The organism is Hoylesella shahii (assembly GCF_937990675.1).
GTDB lineage: Bacteria > Bacteroidota > Bacteroidia > Bacteroidales > Bacteroidaceae > Prevotella > Prevotella shahii.
In genome coordinates, this window is record NZ_CALKQY010000059.1 from 1 (window position 1) to 16,513 (window position 16,513).

Below are 16,513 nucleotides of genomic sequence, written 5' to 3' on the forward strand. Positions count from 1 at the left end.
TTCGCTAATCACCAAATTTATAGACACTTATAATTCGTCGAACTCACGTTATTTAGGCATTTTTGCCATGATATATTCTAATGCCGAACAGATAGACTTCTGTATTACCTTTTTTCCCATCATGGAGTCTCTTCACGGTAAGAACGTTTATGAGACCACCGCCGAATGTTGTTTTCATTTCTTTTTCAGTTAAAGTTCTCATTTTTCTACATTTTAATAGTTATACTTATTTGTTGCGTAAGTGTCGACTTCTTACATCGCAAAGGTATAAACAATGGAAGGTCTCTAAAAGGAATTTTATAAAAATCATATGTTCCATGCAAAATCTTTGCACGGAAGAATCCGTTTTTTCGTAGAAAGGTATGAAACTGCCATATATGCCTTACCTCCCAATCACATCTTACATTCTTAATTTCAATTTAAGTCGGTCATTAAATCATCTGTCGTCCAGATAAGGGAAGTGCCGAATACGCAAAATAGCAAATTATGATCCGCTAAATATGTATGTTTCCAATAGGGATATTATCAAAATCATACGTTCCATGCAATAAAATTACACGGAATGTCTAGAACAAACGTTGCATTTACAGCTCCACAGCCAAGAACATTCAGTTCTTTTTCTCCTATAAAACTTACTTTGAGTTCCATACTCAAATCAAAATCATTGGTATAACGAAATGTTTTCTTTGTTCGACTATAACTAATTTTCGCTCCCAATTTCTTCAACCCATGCAGGATATAATATAAATCACGCCGTGAAACACAAATGGACGCTGCCAGTTCATCAGGTGAACCTGTGCACTGACAGCTGATAAGTTGGTGTATCTTCTGAATTCTTTTCAGTTCCTCTATGAAATACATTTGAACTATATTATTAAAACTAGGTGAAAGTCAAAACTGTTGGTGTAGTAAAAGGTGCAATGACTGTGGCTGTAATCTGTCTTAGCACCCAGTATCCGCAGGCGGTCCAGCATATTTTTCTTATTATATTACGTTGTTTTGTGCATGCCAAAGGCGTTGGAAAACGCCGTTTTGAGCAATCAACTCGCTGTGTGTGCCACTCTCGGCCACCTCTCCTTTATCGATAACCACTATCCTGTCGGCATCTTTGATGGTGCTTAGGCGATGGGCTATAACGATGATGGTTTTGCCTTGTGCGGCCAAGGCGTGCAGCGTTTCTTTTACGAAACGTTCGGAAATGGAGTCGAGCGACGAGGTGGTCTCATCGAAAATAAGCACTTCGGGCTGCTTGTACAGGGCGCGCGCGATGGCAATGCGCTGCCTTTCGCCACCCGAAAACGTGGTGCCTTGTTCGCTCACGATGGTGTCTAGGCCTTTGGGCAGGGCATCGACAAAATCTTTTAAGCCCAACTGCGTAATGATGTCTAGCGCACGGCGCATATTGGGTTGCAGGTCGCCCAGGCAGATGTTAGAGAGCAGCGTGCCTGAAAATAGTTCCACTTTTTGCGGAACGATGCCGATGAAACGGCGCAGACTCTCGTTGCTTATCATCGCAATGTCGTACTGGCCAATACTAATCCGCCCCGACTGTATGGGGTAAATGTTCTGTAATAGTGATACGAGCGTGGTTTTCCCCGACCCGCTTTCGCCAACAACACGGCAGCCAACATGACTGTGTAGATTACATGCCGCTTCTGGCGTTTCTGATAGAGATAGGTGCCTACACTATCAGACACCCATTCGGTGGGTAAGAGTTCTGGTTGTTGCTCCATAATGGTAAAATTAGGCGATAGTTTTTTAAACTTGTTATCATCTGATTATACTAATGTGCGCAATAAGCATATCAATTGCGATAGTATTTCTAGATGTTATTGTTCTTTGTATTCTGGATTTCCAAATAAAATGTACAATGTAATCCATGCTTTAACGTCTCATGTTGTTGTATTGAGAAGTGAAGCAATAGGTTGTTTGCGTTGTAAAGGTTTTGTATCTCTATAATTCAAACGCAAAGGTAGATAATGTTTATTAGATTGGCAAATTAAATGTAAAGAAATATTGCATTGGAATATCCGTGAAACGCTTCATTTAATTTGTTGTGCTTGTATGCTGGTGTAGATGTGTGCCCCAGCTTCGAAGGCGGTAATCTTGCAGCATGTATATTGTGTGTGGGGAGCGATTAGCGTAAGAACGCGACCACTCTCATGAGTGGGACGCCGAAGTTGAAGTTGTCGCTGCCATTGCTTTTGGCAAAGTTCACGGCAACCAGTCGGCCATAATCGTCGACCACAGGCGACCCACTCGACCCAGGCATTGAAGGGATACTGTAGGTGACGCGTTTGCCATCGGGCTGTTGTGTAACGGTTCCGCTGGTGAATTGTGCGCGTATTCCGTTATCCGTTTTAGCCAGTGCCATACCATAATTGTAGCCAATCATAAACACCGATTGGTTTATTTCCAATTGTTTATCGTCGGTAGCCAAGGCATTATCAACGGTAAAGACGTAGTGTCCATCGGGAGTTTGTTTGCTGTTTAATTGCAATAGAGCAAGGTCGGAATGTGCATCTTCGGATACACGGAGCAGCGAGCAAGGCCTTTTCATGAAGTCGTCCCACGAGTTAACATTGTCGCCATCGTAGGCAATACCAAATTGCGAGTGCAAGCGAATAGAGAAATTATCACTTAGGATGTTGTTCCACACACTGTTTTTTAAGTTTTCGGCCTGTTCATATTGTGCTTTAAGTGTTTCCACCTCCTGTTGCAGAGCAAAAATTTCCTCGTTACTAAGGTTGGTGCGCGTGTTGCCATAGTAGTCTTGATAAATGTTTTGCTGCGCATATTGTTGTAGGGCAGCATAGCGTTGGCTCATCGAGTCTTGCAAGGCTTGTATGTATTTCGTATAGTTTTGAATGATATTGTTGATGTTGTTTTTTACAGTAACCTTGTCAACTGCTGGGGCCACCACGTGTCGGTTGGTGAGTATGTTACCCGAATTGTCGATAAAAAAGCCAGTACCGTTAAGCACACCAGGTTGTCTTCTGATATTGGCAAGATTGCTTGTGAGATTAACAAATTGGCCCTTTTCGTCGAGACCAGAGAAGTAGAGATGCTCGCCGCTAGCCAAAGTGAGGTCGTAATAATATTGGTTACAGATAAGCACCACGCCCGATTTCTGTTCGTTGAAGATATCCTGTGGGTTTTTCTTACAGCCAGTAAGAACAAATATAAAGAGTGCGATTAAAGGATAAAGCTGTTTCATACAATGAGATATTTGCTATTTAGGCTGTAAAGTTACGAAGTTTTTCGAACATCGTTGGCATTTTAATAATATTTGTGGCGTTGACGGGGAGAAGCGCACGTAAGTAAGAGGTTCTGCTCTTCATGCGATAGGGTGGAAATGCAGACCGAAGGTGAGGAAAAGTTTTGGGGTGGTTGATGGTGCAAAACATCCATTTCGAGCAAAATATAGAAGGTGGCGTTGTTAGCTTTGCCATGCAATGCAAGCAGTGATGCTGCTAAGCGCCGTATAAAACTTAGATATTGATGCAAATAAGAGGCTTTAGAGTAAATATATGTCAAGTATTTATGTCTAATAATATCTTTTTTTGAGGAATAATTGCGCATTATAGAGCAAATTCTTATCTTTGCAACGCATTTCAGAGATTTAGGGTCGTAAACTTAAAAACAACTAAGTGGCGACACGGACGATTGTCAGTTGTTTGTCCGCATTCCAACCATTTACATTCGCATACCACAATTAGACAATCAATCTCTTCGAAAACACCCCGACTATCCCCCTAGGTTGACAGTTGAGCGCATGTTCTTAGCTCCAGCTTTTGGGGGATAGTCATATTAATACAGCAGAGCATTGAGGCTTATGCTATTCTTAATTGCGTGCAAACGCATCTTTCTACGCGTGTTTTGGAAAGCGTTTAGAGCTAAAGTGGAGAATAAAGACCACTTAAGACCGTGCCGCACACCGTCAATCGGCTTATTTGAAGCCAAGCGTTTACGAAAATTTTAATTGGCAATATTTTATTATACAGCTTTAATATGCGTACGCACATGCGTGTGTGTACGCGCGCGAAGTAAATAAAATGTAAGGCGAATAGGACTGAAAAATAAGGGTGGATAAGGTGCAGAACAATCGAGAAACATAGTAATGACATACCCTGCCTAAATGAAAATCAACGATTTGAAAGCAAAATGGTGTGTAAAAGCTCAAAATTAGTTCCTTTTGACGTTGGCGTTAAAAGCTAAAATCTGTCTTCCTTTTTCCTAAAAAGTGGTTAAAATCCCTAAAATCAATGCACAATAAGGGGGTGAGTGTGCAATAAAGAGTGCTTTTTTTGGTGAAACACTTGTGAGTATGAATAAAAATGATTTCCTTTGCACCCGAAATTTTGGATGAAATTTATTTACAAACACATTTAAATCTTACAATTATGTCAGAAATCGAATCGAAAGTAAAAGCTATCATCGTTGATAAACTCGGTGTAGACGAAGCAGAGGTAAAGCCCGAAGCAAGCTTCACCAACGACCTTGGTGCAGACTCACTCGACACCGTAGAACTTATCATGGAGTTTGAAAAAGAATTTGGCATCTCTATCCCCGATGATAAGGCTGAGAAGATTGGCACCGTTGGAGACGCCATCGCTTATATCGAAGAAAACGCAAAGTAAAAAGCAAAAGCTTTTGGTTATGGTCTCCTGCACAATAGGCTGGAGCCATAACCAAAAACTCTTAGTGTGCATTGACACACTAGGGCAATTATCAACAAGGCCGATTTCGACTTTCGCATCAGGCGGTGGATAAGCGAAGGTAACCTGCGTATTAGCTTGACTTACGACCTTTTCTCTTCCACCCGCGCGTTTGTTGTAAACGCCCTTTAAAGCAATATTTTTTCATTTCAATGGAGTTAAAAAGAGTAGTAGTGACGGGCCTTGGAGCCGTTACACCCGTTGGCAACACGCCCGAAGAGACGTGGGCTAACCTGTTGGCCGGTAAAAGTGGCGCAGCGCCCATCACACATTTCGACACCACCAATTTCAAAACCAAATTCGCTTGCGAGGTAAAAGACCTTAATGTGGCCGATTACATCGACCGCAAAGAGGCTAGAAAGATGGACCGATATACACAATTGGCCATCATCTCTGCTATGCAGGCTATCAAAGACAGCGGATTGGATATGGAGAAAGAAGACCGAAACCGCATTGGGGTGGTCTACGGCGTGGGTATCGGAGGTATTAAAACCTTTGAAGATGAAGTTACTTACTATGGGCAACACCTCGGTGAGGAGCCCAAGTTCAATCCTTTCTTCATCCCTAAGATGATTGCCGACATCGCTGCCGGACACATCTCTATTATGTATGGCCTACACGGACCAAACTATGCCACCACTTCGGCTTGCGCATCGTCAACAAATGCTTTGGCTGATGCCTTCAATCTCATTCGTTTGGGTAAGGCCAATGTTATGGTTAGCGGTGGTGCTGAGGCTGCAATATGTGGCTGCGGTGTTGGTGGATTTAACGCTATGCACGCCCTCTCAACACGCAACGACGACCCCGAACGTGCTTCGAGACCATTTAGCAAGAGCCGCGACGGATTTGTTATGGGCGAAGGCGCTGGCTGCTTAATCCTAGAAGAACTGGAACACGCCAAAGCTCGCGGTGCTAAAATCTACGCAGAGATGGTGGGCGAGGGCGCAAGTGCCGATGCACACCACATCACAGCTAGTCATCCCGAAGGATTGGGTGCTAAACTCGTGATGCAAAATGCAATGGAAGACGCCGGACTGAAGCCCGAAGATATCGACTATATCAATGTACACGGCACATCAACTCCCGTGGGCGACATCTCGGAAGCTAAAGCCATCAAAGAGCTTTTCGGCGATGCTGCATACAAACTCAATATCAGCTCAACCAAATCGATGACGGGACACTTGCTCGGTGCTGCAGGAGCTATAGAGGCAATGGCCACTGTGCTTGCGGTGAAGAACGATATTATTCCCCCAACAATCAACCACGATGAAGACGACGTGGACGAAAATATCGATTACAACCTCAACTTCACGTTCAACAAAGCCCAAAAACGCGAGGTGCGTGCCGCATTGAGCAATACTTTTGGCTTTGGAGGACATAACGCTTGTGTTATCTTCAAGAAGTATGCTGAGTAATCTTATCGACAGAGTAAGGCTTCCCTTCCGAAAGGAAAAGGAGCTTTACTCGTCTTTATTTGAGATTCTTGGGTTTTATCCGCGAAACATTGCCTACTACAAACTGGCCCTCATGCACAAGAGTGTGATGAAAAGGGGGGCTAATGGCAAACCTGTGAACAATGAACGACTGGAGTTTTTGGGCGACGCAATACTGGATGCCATCGTGGGCGACATCGTTTATCGACGTTTTCCTGGCAAAAGAGAGGGCTTCCTTACCAACACTCGAAGCAAACTGGTGCAGCGCGACACGCTTAACCGACTGGCGCAAGAGATGGGAATTAGCAGGCTGATACTCTCGTCGGGGCATAGTTCATCGCATAATAGCTACATGGGCGGTAACGCTTTCGAAGCTCTTGTGGGCGCTATTTACCTTGATAGAGGCTATGCCAGTTGCATGAGGTTCATGGAAAAACGCATCCTTACTAAGATGATTAACATCGACAAGGTGGCTTATAAGGAAGTGAACTTTAAAAGCAAACTGATAGAATGGAGCCAAAAAAACCGCGTGAAACTGGAGTTTGCGGTGAAAGAGCAGGGCAAAGACAAAAATGGTAGTCCCTTCTTCCTTTTCTGTGTGGAACTTGAAGGCATCGAAGGATGCTGCGGCCGCGGGTATAGCAAGAAGGAAAGTCAGCAATTGGCGTCTAAACTTACGCTCGAACGACTTAAAAAAGAACCCCAGTTTATCGATCAGGTGTTTGTCGCTAAGGCTGTTCGCGTTAAAGCAGAGGAACTTGACGAGAAGGGCGATAATGTTTCTACCCAAACACTAACGGTCGAGAAAGGCGGAAATGCTTCGCAAACGCTGGCCACCGACGTGACGCTAGCGCAAAACGAACTGCAAACCACACTGAAGGGGGCACAAAATAACGACACTAACAGCAGTGATGCCACCAGCGAACTGACGACCGAACGCAAGAACGAAAGCCAACAACCAACGGTGAAGCAGCCAACAAAGCTCGCTAACGGTGTTAAAGGCAACGAAGCGGAGAAGCAACAAACCAAGAATCAAGAGAGAGAGGCTAACAATAAGGCCGAAGAAATAGAATTGGAGGTTTATAGGGACGATGCGCCCAAAGACGAGCCAGCTGAAAAACAACAGAGCCTGTACGTGAAAAGGGACGAAGAAGAAGATGTGGCCACGGTGCTAGACTTCGATGACGACCCCGAATTCGACCTCAGTCATATCACAGCTCGCCAACAGTCGCGCGAGGAAATTATTGCAGCTGCTGAGGCTGCTGCCTTTAACGACGAGCATACCGACAATCAAAACCAATGACGAACGCATTGATAGGCGTGAGTATGCCTTACCAAAACTGCACCCCAACTATGTTATAGCATCGTTGGGGTGCAGTTTTGGTAAGGCATAGTGGGGGCAATGGTGGATATTCCGTTCTTCCTGTATAGGCTTATGAAATTATGTGCATGAGGGGGAAGCTTACAACTGGGTTTTAGGACTGACCCATATAAAGTTGGAGGGTGTATATAAAGAAAAAGATGACGGCATGATCACTCATCCCGTCATCCCAAAGAATAATGTTAACGGATGTTGGTGTGTTGCAAAGCGATAATGCTAAGAGCAGTTACGATTGTAACGCCAACCAACATCGCGATTGTTTCAAAATCTAATAACATAATCTTTAACCTTAAAATCTATCAAACTACTAACCTAATGAAAACTTATTATGAAAAGCATTCTCTCGAATACATTGCAAAGATACGATGTTTTTTTGTTCTGTGCAATAGTTAGCACGGATTTTTCCGCAATTCTTATGCAAAAATTGATTTTAATCAAGTTATTTCGCGTTTCTAAACATATTTTTAAGGTTTGCCTGCTGTCTCTAAATAAATATTCTTTATAGGTAAGCAGGTGTTTGGAGTAATATTGTGGAAATAGCAACCATTGCTACTAGCAAGCTGTGGAGAGGTAAATAAGGTGTGAGGGTGTTGTGTTATTGGTGGTTAATAGGGCGAGTGTCGTGGTGGTTGATGTGCTCTTGGTGTTGAAATAGAGTTTTTTATTTGCGAAAATGGTTGTAAGGGGCTAAAAAATCTTTTCTGTTTCTGTTCTTGTTACAAAAGAATGTGCTAACTTTGCAAAGTAGCCTCCTGCCAGTTGCTCAAGGAAGTAGGGTGAACTGCAGAAATTTTGAATACTATAAACATTTTTTACATGTTACAGCGCGACTATATACAACGGCTCATACGCGAATTTATGGACGCTTTGCGTAGAGCACTCGAGAAGAAAGAATTAAGTCAACGTCGTGAGGTTATCAGGCAACTTTACGAACAATATCTAGGGCCATATAATCTCTATCATTTTGCCACAATAGACGAAGTGATGATGGGCCTGCAATCTTATCCCGAAGACCAGCGATTAGACCGATTGGCTATGCTGGCAGAGCTGTATTACGCTGAAGCTGAGACCGAAGCAACTGCTGAAGAGTGCGAAATAATGTTGCAAAAGGCCTTCAACCTCTTTGATTATATCGAACGAAACGGTTCTGTTTTTTCGATAGAACGCCGCGAAAAAATGGCTTTGCTATTAAAGGCGTTGGGCAAATAAAGAGCGTTTGCGCACGAGTCTTAATCCCCAAAAAGGTTGTTTGCAGTTAGTTGCATCACTGTTTTGTGTGATGTGCGGAGTAGTTGTGTCTTTGTAAAGTAATTAATTCTCATTTTTTGTTGCATTTGTAAGTCTTTTTAGCTACTTTTGCACGATGTGTTATTGTTCTATTTTCAATTCTCTTTGTATTAGAACACTGCTGTATGCCAATCTTGCCCATTTGGGTTTTAAAATGTTCTATGTGAATGACAATCGCCGATAAGAATATAATTGTTATTTTGCCTCCCGAGTTCGAACTTTATAAGGCCATTGATAAAAACCTACAATATATGGGTTTTGCCCAATGGCTGGTGCTTTCGCCAAAGTTCAAGCACACTTTCAAGACAAGGGTGGCCAATTTTGTGTTCAAACATCTACTCGGCCGCAAGGAATATAAACGTAAAATTGTTGCAACCTATTATTCTAACACTATTGCACGCCATTTAAAAAGCTATCAAGCGCTGAGCGTTGACTTTATGGTTGTGGTGCGTCCCGACTTGCTTCAGGATGATGCCCTTAACGAAGTAGCCCGCGTTGCTCGCAAAAAGGTGGCCTATCAATGGGATGGTTTGGCTCGTTTCCCGCGTGTTTTCGATGTTATTGCGCGTTTCGATCGCTTCTTTGTTTTCGACCCCAACGATATTACGGCATACCAATCGCAATACCCCAACTTGCTTGCTTGCACCAATTTTTATTTCGATTTCCCCATGCCCCACGTGCAAGTGAATGCGCGCGAGGTGATGTATGCTGGCGCATATCAAGCTGGTAGGGTGGCGTCGCTGGTTAAAATGGTAGACCAACTGCAGAAATACAACTACGAACTAAACATTCAATTGATAGCTGGCAGCAACTCTCACCACTTCTCGCATCCACAAATCAAGTGTATAACACGCTGTGTGAGTTTTCTCACTTACCTTGAATCGTCGTTAAAAGCAGGGATGTTGCTCGACATCAAAGCATGCGAACACAATGGCTTGTCGTTTAGAATATTCGAGGCAATGCGCTATGGCAAAAAACTAATCACTGATAATGCCACGGTTAAACGCTACGATTTTTATCGCCCTGAAAACATCTTTGTGGTAGAAAATGGCAGTTTCGAAGGCTTATCACAATTTCTAAACACGCCTTATGTGCCCCTTCCTCTCGACCTGGTGCGCAAATACAGTTTCACCAACTGGTTGATGTATGCCTTAGATATACCTCCTTATCAAAAAACAGTAAATATAATATGAAAATCTCAGTTATTGTACCCTGCTACAACCAAGAGGCTTTCTTAAACGAAAGCTTAGCAAGTGTGGCCAATCAAACTTATACCAATTGGGAATGTATCATTGTAGACGATGGCTCAACCGACTCTTCGGCATTGATTGCCAAAGCCTGGCAAGAGAAAGATGCACGATTTAAATACTTCTATCAAGAAAACAAACGCTTGAGCGGAGCCCGAAACACAGGCTTAACGCTGGCTCAAGGCGACCTTATCCAATTTCTTGATGGCGACGATTTGCTGCAGCCTACCAAGATGGAAGAAAGCGTTGAGGCCTTTAAGCGCGAACAATGCGACATCGTTGTGTCTAACTTCTCCGAAATTCATAAAGGCAAACAGCGTCCGCCATTTTGCGACCTGTCGCGCCATAAGTTTACTTATAAAAGTTTATTACTATATTGGGATGTTGATTTTAATGTGCCTTGCCACTGCTTTTGCTTTACAAAAAAAGTGCTGGATGGCCATCGTTTTAAAGAGTTTCTCCGCGCTAAAGAAGACTGGGTGATGTGGCTAGAGGTGTTTAAGAGTAATCCCAAGGTGTGTTTTATTAATAAGCCTCTGGGGGTTTACCGCATACACGAAGGCAACATTACGCGCAACAAGGCCCTGATGGACCAATATACAGAGGCAGCTTGCTTGTATATCCTGAAAAACGAGGATGTTTATTTCGATGAATTTTTCCATAAAACCCTGAAACCTTATAAAGACCGCCTGCACAAAATTCAGTCGCGCCCGTGGTATAAAAAGATATATCACGATATAACGGATAAACAATAAACGTTGATGGCAGTAAACCGAAATCAGCGTCTTCATTACTTTTTAAATAAACAACAATGAAACGTTTGTTATTCATCATGTCTGTGGCATTGTTTGTTACCGCAGTGAGGGCTCAAGAAAAGCCTCGAAGAGCCTTGTTTACCGAGTTTGCTGGGGCATCGGGCCTAGTGGGCGTAAGCTTCGACTCGCGACTTAAGTCGAGCAACCATTGGGGTTATCGTGTGGGCTTATCGTATAATATGGGTATGGGAACATCTCCCAAGGACGAACCAAGTGTTCTTTACTCAGGTCCTTCCATACTTGTGGCCAGCAATTATCTTATTGGACGAGGCAATCATCGTTTAGAATTAGGCTTGGGGATGGCCTTTGGCTACTTTTGTAAAGAAGATAATGCAGACGCCCCGCCAGGATCTAGCGAATGGAACAATAATAGACGTTGGGAAATGGGGTACTACCACTTTGGCGAAGTGGGTTATCGCTATCAGCCAGCTCGAGGTTTCTTTCTTCGTATGGGCGTCGCGCTCAACTTTGTTTTCGAAAGAAAGGTGGGCTTACAGTGGCCTTTCTCTCTTCCCTATTTAGGTTGCGGCTTCGCCTTTTAACGCTCTTCGCCTTCTATTTGTAGCACGCTTGCGCTTTCTTACGCATAAGATTTAGGTTTAAATTATGCGTAAGAAGGCGCTGGCTTTTTGGGGCTGCACGCTAATATGCAATAAAGCTCTAACACCATACCTCGAGAAGAAAAGAGGGCGAGTTGAAGTTCGCACCTCAAACTCGCCCTCAGGGTTAGATAAAGGATGGGTAATGCTTGCCACATTGCTGCCATCACAACATCAATAAATTGTTTTTTAGAAGCAACTTACAACTTGCGTTTAAACAGTTGAGCATCGTTGCCATAGATAAGGTAGCCCTTATAGTTTTTGTACTCGATAACCGTAGACGAGAATTTGCCTAAAACAAAGGCGGGCTCTTTACCAAAAGACAACTCTGTGCCTTCCAAGAAAGCTGCCTTACTGGCCCTTTCGGGGTTGTAAACAAACTTGCCCGAGATGGTCACCGTGGTGCTTGTTGAGGTTTGTCCATCGCTAGGACCAACGATTGTGCCAATGTGATTGTTATCGAACATACCTGCATACTGACCGCCTGCTACGGATAACCCCCCTTTCTCTGCCGAGTAAGTAACGGGAAAAGCCAGGTCGTTGTTGGTGAATTTCAGCATCAGTTTTTTGCTTTCTTTCACTAGTTTCACCGCATAGTTGCGCGTAACGGGTTTACGTTCGTCGTCGGTTTCAACCAGTTGCAAATAGTAATCGCCTAGAATATCACGGTCAAGGTCAATCTGCGTCACGTTTATCGTATCTTTTCCCATCGAACTTTCCACCACTATTTGCCCTGTGCGCAAGTGTCCTTCGTTGTTTTCGGTGGTGCTGATGCTTACTTCGCCATTTGCATAATTGGCAGTAATCCAGTTGTTAAGCGAAGAAATTTTGATGCCAAATGTGCTTTTTGCCTTATACGAAACAGCGTTAGCGCTATCGTTAAAAACGATATTTTCGGGTAAGTCTATCTGCGTAACCGGGCCAAGTTGGTCTATTGCCACGATGGTAGAGTCGTTATCTGTCGCCTTAATCACCACAGCCGTGTGTCGCGACTGCATGTCTTGGTTTACGTCTACCGTAACAACCACCAGTTTCCCGTTGCTATTCACCTTAGCCCATGGCGCAAGAGCGTAGGCCTTTTTCACGTCGTTGTTAACGAGAATGGTGTCTTTGCCACCCAAAGCGTCGAAAGATGTTTTGGCCGACACCACTTTTAGGGTTTGCAGGTCAACGCTGTTGTCGTTGTTGTCGTTGCCACAGGCTGCCAAAAGTGCGAATAAGCCCAGCGCAATTATGGAGTGCAATTTTACTATCTTCATTTGTATAAATCCTTAGTTGTAATTAAATCTTGGTCATACCCTTAATCATGGCAATCTCGGCACTGCCATTAACAAGTACAGTGGTTGATTTTCCTACTTTCTTAGAGCCGTTATACTCCATGAGAATCATCGAATCGAGATTGATATAGCCCGCATACAACGAGGTGAATGTGAGAAAAACACCTGGTTTGGTGAAGTCTTTGTTAACCACAAATCCCAGTACATCGAACTTAAATACCTGTTTGGTATCGGCTGCATCCCACGAGCACATCCATATACTGCGGTTGTTTGCATCGGTAAACACCTTCTCGGGTCCCCAGGTAAGCGTTCCTGTCTTCTTGTTATAGGTGAAGGTGAGCTTGAAATCTGTTGACAAACCTTCCAGCCAATAAGTCTTACCATCGCCTGCTGGAACCATCTTTACTCGTATCGACCCATCCTGATACTCAAAGTTATACGTGCCTTCATAGTCGGCATAGCGCATAAAGTCGGTGGTAAACACCACGTCGGTGGCCCCCGAATTGCTGCCCGTGAAGGTGAGATTGTCAATGTTGTAGGCCATCGTTTTCACCTGTTTGTTAGCAATTGTCACAGGTTTTTGCAGTACGATGCCACTTTCTGTGTAGCAGAAGGGCACTGTCACAACGCTGTCTTTGATGGTGAACCTTGCTCGTCTAGCCGAAGAGAGGTTTACTAATGTGGTGTCTTGGCCTGCAATATATTTGTAAGTAACCTTCACATTGTCGGCCACATTCTTCATTGCACTGATATAGTTTTGCCAGTTAACGTTGTCTTTTAATCGTGTCATCACCATTTTGTTGTGGAATTTTTTGCCTTCCAAAAAGATAGAATCGTTGGTGACACGCTGAATCATAAACTCATAGTCTTGCCCTTTGCCGTTGTCGTCGCTCAACGAGGGGTTAGCCAGGCTGTGAAATATTTCGTTATAGGTGTTAACCGTTAGCACAGGGCCCATGTCTTTGGTGATGTCGTAGCTAGAAGTGGCCACCTTGTCGGCGTCAACAAGGTCGCTTGCCACAGTTACTTTGCCTTCTTTGAATTTCATCAGATAGGTGTAGCCTCCGCCCGAGTACGAAGGTTCTGTCCAAAGCTGCAGTTCCCATCCGTTGTTAGCCGACTCCAGCACTTGCTTATAATGTTCAACGGCCTTGTCTAAGCGTTGTGCAGCCGACTCGTTAAAGAGCTCGTTGTCGTCGTGCAAACAAGAAACGAGCACGAATGAGGCCAGAAGTGCCTGTATGTAAATCATTATTTTTTTCATAACAGCAATCCTTTCATTTTAATTGGTTCAGGTCAAGGTGATTAATCTCCGAAGCTCGGCGAAGCACAATGCTGCGAAGTTCGTCGATATCCAGTTTCCACGAGTTTTTCATATATGCGCGAACCACGTCGAGTTTGGCTTGGATAAAGGGTGCACCCGTTGTTCCTGCGGTGTCCATAATCTTTTGCCATCCGCTTGGCGATGTGGTAACATATACCGAAAGCATCTCGGCGAAGTCTTCCAAAGGCTCGCTCATGGCGTAGGGCGTAACAAAACCCTTTTTGTTAGCGGCCGAAGTGCGTTTTTGATACCAGTCACCACTCACGTAGTTTCCTTCAGAGATGTGTTGAAAATTCTCGTCGTAGGGAATTTTCTGGTTTAGGATATGCGTAAACTCGTGGTGCATTGTGTGAAAGTAATAATCGTTAACGGTGGCATAATCGGTAAGCATCTTATCGGTTAAGTTGTTCACCATGTAGAGTGTTATCACCAATCCGCCTTCTGCTGTGCCGAGTACCATTGTGCCTTGTCCGCTGTTAAAGGCTGGCGAACCAATAAGATGGATAATTCTAGGAACGTTGGCTTTAACAAAGTATGGGCCTACACATTCGGCATAGGCATCAAACCAAAGATACTTTGCGATGATGGATAGCTTGGCCGCCTTAGCCGAATCGGCAGGAACAAGATGGTATTTCATATCGCTATATATGTCTTCCATCTTATATTTAACATCTATATTGTAGGGATAGGTGTAGCTATTGAGTAGCCATTTGTCGAAATTGTCGCGGTGTACTGCCTTCTTTGCGAAGATGCTTTCGCTAGAGGGGTTGTCTTCCGAGCAAGAAGCGAAGCCCAACGCCACGATTGCTAGTAAGGCTATTAATGTCTTCTTCATATTCTACGCTTTTTTATTTTTACTTATTTCTGGGGTTTGCTGGTAGTCCAGCGGTGATAACGTCTTGCGGCAACTGTATTGCGCGGCGTGGGTCGTTGGCTGTTAGTGAGTCTTTAACGGCCACCACGGTGCTACTTGCGCTCAGTGTGCGTCGATAAATCACCATGCCATAGCGTTTAACGTCTTGCAGTCGCCAGCCTTCGCCTGTTGTCATGATGCGTCGAAGTTGCAAGATGGCGTGCAGAAGTGGCTCTTGCGTGGTGGGTTCGATATTGAATGCCGTGTTAAAACGTTTCTTCGGTGTGGGGTCGGTGGGCGTGTAATAGCTTATCCCGTTATAAAAATCTTTTATGCCGGCCAGTGTAACGCTTAGCGCACCGCTCGAGTAGGCTTTCACTTCTGTGTTTAAGTCGGCCACGGCCTCGTTGTATTTGCCTAGCATGGCATATGCCTCGGCGCGTACAAGGAGGGTTAGGTCGGTTGTTAACACTGCGTAAGCCGAGTGGGCATGGCCAATACCTGCTTGCACATCTGTGTACTCAAAGGAGTAAGGCACTTTGTTAATAAAAAACTTCGAGAGGCTGTTGTTGCTCCAAACGGTGTAGCCAAAGTCTGCGCTTCGCCCCCACGGACCTCGCGATTGCAAGTCTTCTTTCTCAGATATTAATTGTCCGTGCGCATATTTGTTGCCCACGCCGTAGGGTCCAAGATAAGCACCTGCTTGCGAGTAAACTGTTTGTAACAGCAGGTTGGCTTGACTTGAGGTGTTGACATAAGCATTAGGCGCAATTTGTCCGTTGGCCGATAAGGCGTTGAAGGCTTTCCAATCGCGCAGCTTAGGCGATGCATTCGTGCCCAAAACATGCGATGCATAGGCCACTGCTTTGTCGTACTTTTGATAGTATAGATTGAAAAGTGCAGCAAAAGCGTAGGCCGCATTGCGGGTAAAGTGGTATTTGGGGCGCGAGTAATTGTCGGTAACAAGTGGCAAGCCTGCTTCGATGTCGCTGTTTATTTGCTTGTAGAAGGCGGCCAAAGTGCCTCGTTCGTATTTTGCTCCAACGATGGTTTCGGGCTGTAAGGGGTAGGGAAGCCCCAGATGTTTGTCGGCCGTGGTGGCATCGTAGGCCATACAAAACGTGTTAGAGAGCATAAAAGCGGCATAGGCTCTGCAAAGCAGGGCTTCGCCTTTCGATGCTTGGTAGTCGCTGCTTGTGCTGTTTCCGCTTTGTTCGATGGTTTGCAAGGCTGTGTTGGCAGTGGCCATGGCCATGTAAAGACTATTCCAAAGCTCCTGTGGCGACTCTTTGTCTTGTGTTTCGGTGATGTCTTTCCATGCAAAAGCTTGGTCTTGAAATATTCCATCGGTGCCCCAGCCCGTTACATCAAACTCGTCTGCATTGTCCGAATATAGCTCTGTCAAGTAGGCAGGGTTATGATCGGGATAGGCAGATACCAGATATTTCTGCACCTTCTCTTTGCTATTGAGATCCATTCGGTTGTCGGGGAGTTTGTCAAGGAAGTCGTCGCACGAGCTTAATGTCAGTGTTGTTACTGCTAACAACATGTATATGTAGATATTTCGCATATTCATAGT

14 protein-coding genes and 1 pseudogene are annotated in these 16,513 nt (G+C 44.3%); 8 read left to right on the plus strand and 7 right to left on the minus strand.

From position 1 onward, the window contains the following. A partial coding sequence (locus tag QME03_RS08635) for a hypothetical protein (protein ID WP_281724109.1) occupies nt 1-193 on the plus strand: 193 nt, incomplete at its 5' end. 338 nt (nt 194-531) lie between these two features. Here the strand turns inward: QME03_RS08635 and QME03_RS08640 are convergent. From QME03_RS08640 to QME03_RS08650, 3 genes and pseudogenes are all read right to left on the minus strand, one after another. Further along, nucleotides 532-861, minus strand: a complete 330-nt coding sequence (locus QME03_RS08640; protein WP_281724110.1) for a helix-turn-helix domain-containing protein — start codon at nt 859-861, stop codon at nt 532-534. Between the two features lie 123 nt (nt 862-984). Continuing rightward, nucleotides 985-1,617, minus strand: a pseudogene (locus tag QME03_RS08645) (ABC transporter ATP-binding protein); the annotation flags it as partial. Nucleotides 1,618-2,137: 520 nt separating this feature from the next. Beyond that, a complete protein-coding gene (locus tag QME03_RS08650) occupies nt 2,138-3,217 on the minus strand; it encodes a S1 family peptidase (protein ID WP_281724111.1) in 1,080 nt (359 codons plus the stop codon). Nucleotides 3,218-4,403: 1,186 nt separating this feature from the next. On the opposite strand from QME03_RS08650, the gene QME03_RS08655 reads away from it, so the two are divergent. The 7 genes from QME03_RS08655 (at nt 4,404) to QME03_RS08685 (ending at nt 11,423) form a co-directional block, all read left to right on the plus strand. Beyond that, nucleotides 4,404-4,640, plus strand: a complete 237-nt coding sequence (locus QME03_RS08655; protein WP_006947693.1) for an acyl carrier protein — start codon at nt 4,404-4,406, stop codon at nt 4,638-4,640. A gap of 230 nt (nt 4,641-4,870) precedes the next feature. Then, nucleotides 4,871-6,133: a beta-ketoacyl-ACP synthase II gene (fabF, locus tag QME03_RS08660; protein ID WP_281724112.1), complete on the plus strand. Its 1,263-nt coding sequence runs from the start codon at nt 4,871-4,873 to the stop codon at nt 6,131-6,133. After that, nucleotides 6,123-7,454: a ribonuclease III gene (gene rnc / locus QME03_RS08665; protein ID WP_273114381.1), complete on the plus strand. Its 1,332-nt coding sequence runs from the start codon at nt 6,123-6,125 to the stop codon at nt 7,452-7,454. The genes fabF and rnc overlap by 11 nt, the downstream gene beginning before the upstream one ends. Nucleotides 7,455-8,348: 894 nt before the next feature. Continuing rightward, nucleotides 8,349-8,741 carry a hypothetical protein gene (locus tag QME03_RS08670; RefSeq protein ID WP_025816702.1) on the plus strand — a complete coding sequence of 131 codons (393 nt, stop codon included), beginning with the start codon at nt 8,349-8,351 and terminating at the stop codon, nt 8,739-8,741. A gap of 245 nt (nt 8,742-8,986) precedes the next feature. After that, nucleotides 8,987-10,012 carry a hypothetical protein gene (locus tag QME03_RS08675; protein ID WP_281724113.1) on the plus strand — a complete coding sequence of 342 codons (1,026 nt, stop codon included), beginning with the start codon at nt 8,987-8,989 and terminating at the stop codon, nt 10,010-10,012. Beyond that, complete coding sequence (locus QME03_RS08680; protein WP_273263229.1) at nt 10,009-10,821, plus strand: glycosyltransferase family 2 protein; 813 nt, start codon at nt 10,009-10,011, stop codon at nt 10,819-10,821. Before QME03_RS08675 ends, QME03_RS08680 begins: the two co-directional genes overlap by 4 nt. Nucleotides 10,822-10,877: 56 nt before the next feature. Then, nucleotides 10,878-11,423 (plus strand): hypothetical protein, encoded by a 546-nt coding sequence (locus QME03_RS08685; RefSeq protein ID WP_281724114.1) that lies wholly within the window; start codon nt 10,878-10,880, stop codon nt 11,421-11,423. A 257-nt stretch (nt 11,424-11,680) separates the two neighbouring features. On the opposite strand, the gene QME03_RS08690 is transcribed toward QME03_RS08685, so the two are convergent. Genes QME03_RS08690 through QME03_RS08705 form a run of 4 tightly spaced genes read right to left on the minus strand, consistent with a single transcriptional unit; the run spans nt 11,681 to nt 16,510 of the window. Further along, entirely contained in the window at nt 11,681-12,739 is a 1,059-nt protein-coding gene (locus QME03_RS08690) for a BACON domain-containing protein (protein ID WP_281724115.1), read from the minus strand. Between the two features lie 22 nt (nt 12,740-12,761). Continuing rightward, entirely contained in the window at nt 12,762-14,021 is a 1,260-nt protein-coding gene (locus QME03_RS08695) for a DUF4302 domain-containing protein (protein ID WP_281724116.1), read from the minus strand. Between the two features lie 13 nt (nt 14,022-14,034). Then, complete coding sequence (locus QME03_RS08700) at nt 14,035-14,916, minus strand: zinc-binding metallopeptidase (RefSeq protein ID WP_281724117.1); 882 nt, start codon at nt 14,914-14,916, stop codon at nt 14,035-14,037. A 19-nt stretch (nt 14,917-14,935) separates the two neighbouring features. Next, nucleotides 14,936-16,510, minus strand: coding sequence for a RagB/SusD family nutrient uptake outer membrane protein (locus QME03_RS08705; protein WP_281724118.1), 1,575 nt, complete (start codon nt 16,508-16,510; stop codon nt 14,936-14,938). Nucleotides 16,511-16,513 lie beyond the last annotated feature (3 nt).

Coding starts and splice junctions, on each gene's coding strand:
- QME03_RS08675 (WP_281724113.1), top strand. CDS start 8,987: ATGACAATCGCCGATAAGAATATAATTGTTATTTTGCCTCCCGAGTTC.
- QME03_RS08655 (WP_006947693.1), top strand. CDS start 4,404: ATGTCAGAAATCGAATCGAAAGTAAAAGCTATCATCGTTGATAAACTC.
- QME03_RS08640 (WP_281724110.1), bottom strand. CDS start 861: ATGTATTTCATAGAGGAACTGAAAAGAATTCAGAAGATACACCAACTT.
- QME03_RS08700 (WP_281724117.1), bottom strand. CDS start 14,916: ATGAAGAAGACATTAATAGCCTTACTAGCAATCGTGGCGTTGGGCTTC.
- QME03_RS08695 (WP_281724116.1), bottom strand. CDS start 14,021: ATGAAAAAAATAATGATTTACATACAGGCACTTCTGGCCTCATTCGTG.
- QME03_RS08650 (WP_281724111.1), bottom strand. CDS start 3,217: ATGAAACAGCTTTATCCTTTAATCGCACTCTTTATATTTGTTCTTACT.
- QME03_RS08685 (WP_281724114.1), top strand. CDS start 10,878: ATGAAACGTTTGTTATTCATCATGTCTGTGGCATTGTTTGTTACCGCA.
- QME03_RS08680 (WP_273263229.1), top strand. CDS start 10,009: ATGAAAATCTCAGTTATTGTACCCTGCTACAACCAAGAGGCTTTCTTA.
- QME03_RS08690 (WP_281724115.1), bottom strand. CDS start 12,739: ATGAAGATAGTAAAATTGCACTCCATAATTGCGCTGGGCTTATTCGCA.
- QME03_RS08670 (WP_025816702.1), top strand. CDS start 8,349: ATGTTACAGCGCGACTATATACAACGGCTCATACGCGAATTTATGGAC.
- rnc (WP_273114381.1), top strand. CDS start 6,123: ATGCTGAGTAATCTTATCGACAGAGTAAGGCTTCCCTTCCGAAAGGAA.
- QME03_RS08705 (WP_281724118.1), bottom strand. CDS start 16,510: ATGAATATGCGAAATATCTACATATACATGTTGTTAGCAGTAACAACA.
- fabF (WP_281724112.1), top strand. CDS start 4,871: ATGGAGTTAAAAAGAGTAGTAGTGACGGGCCTTGGAGCCGTTACACCC.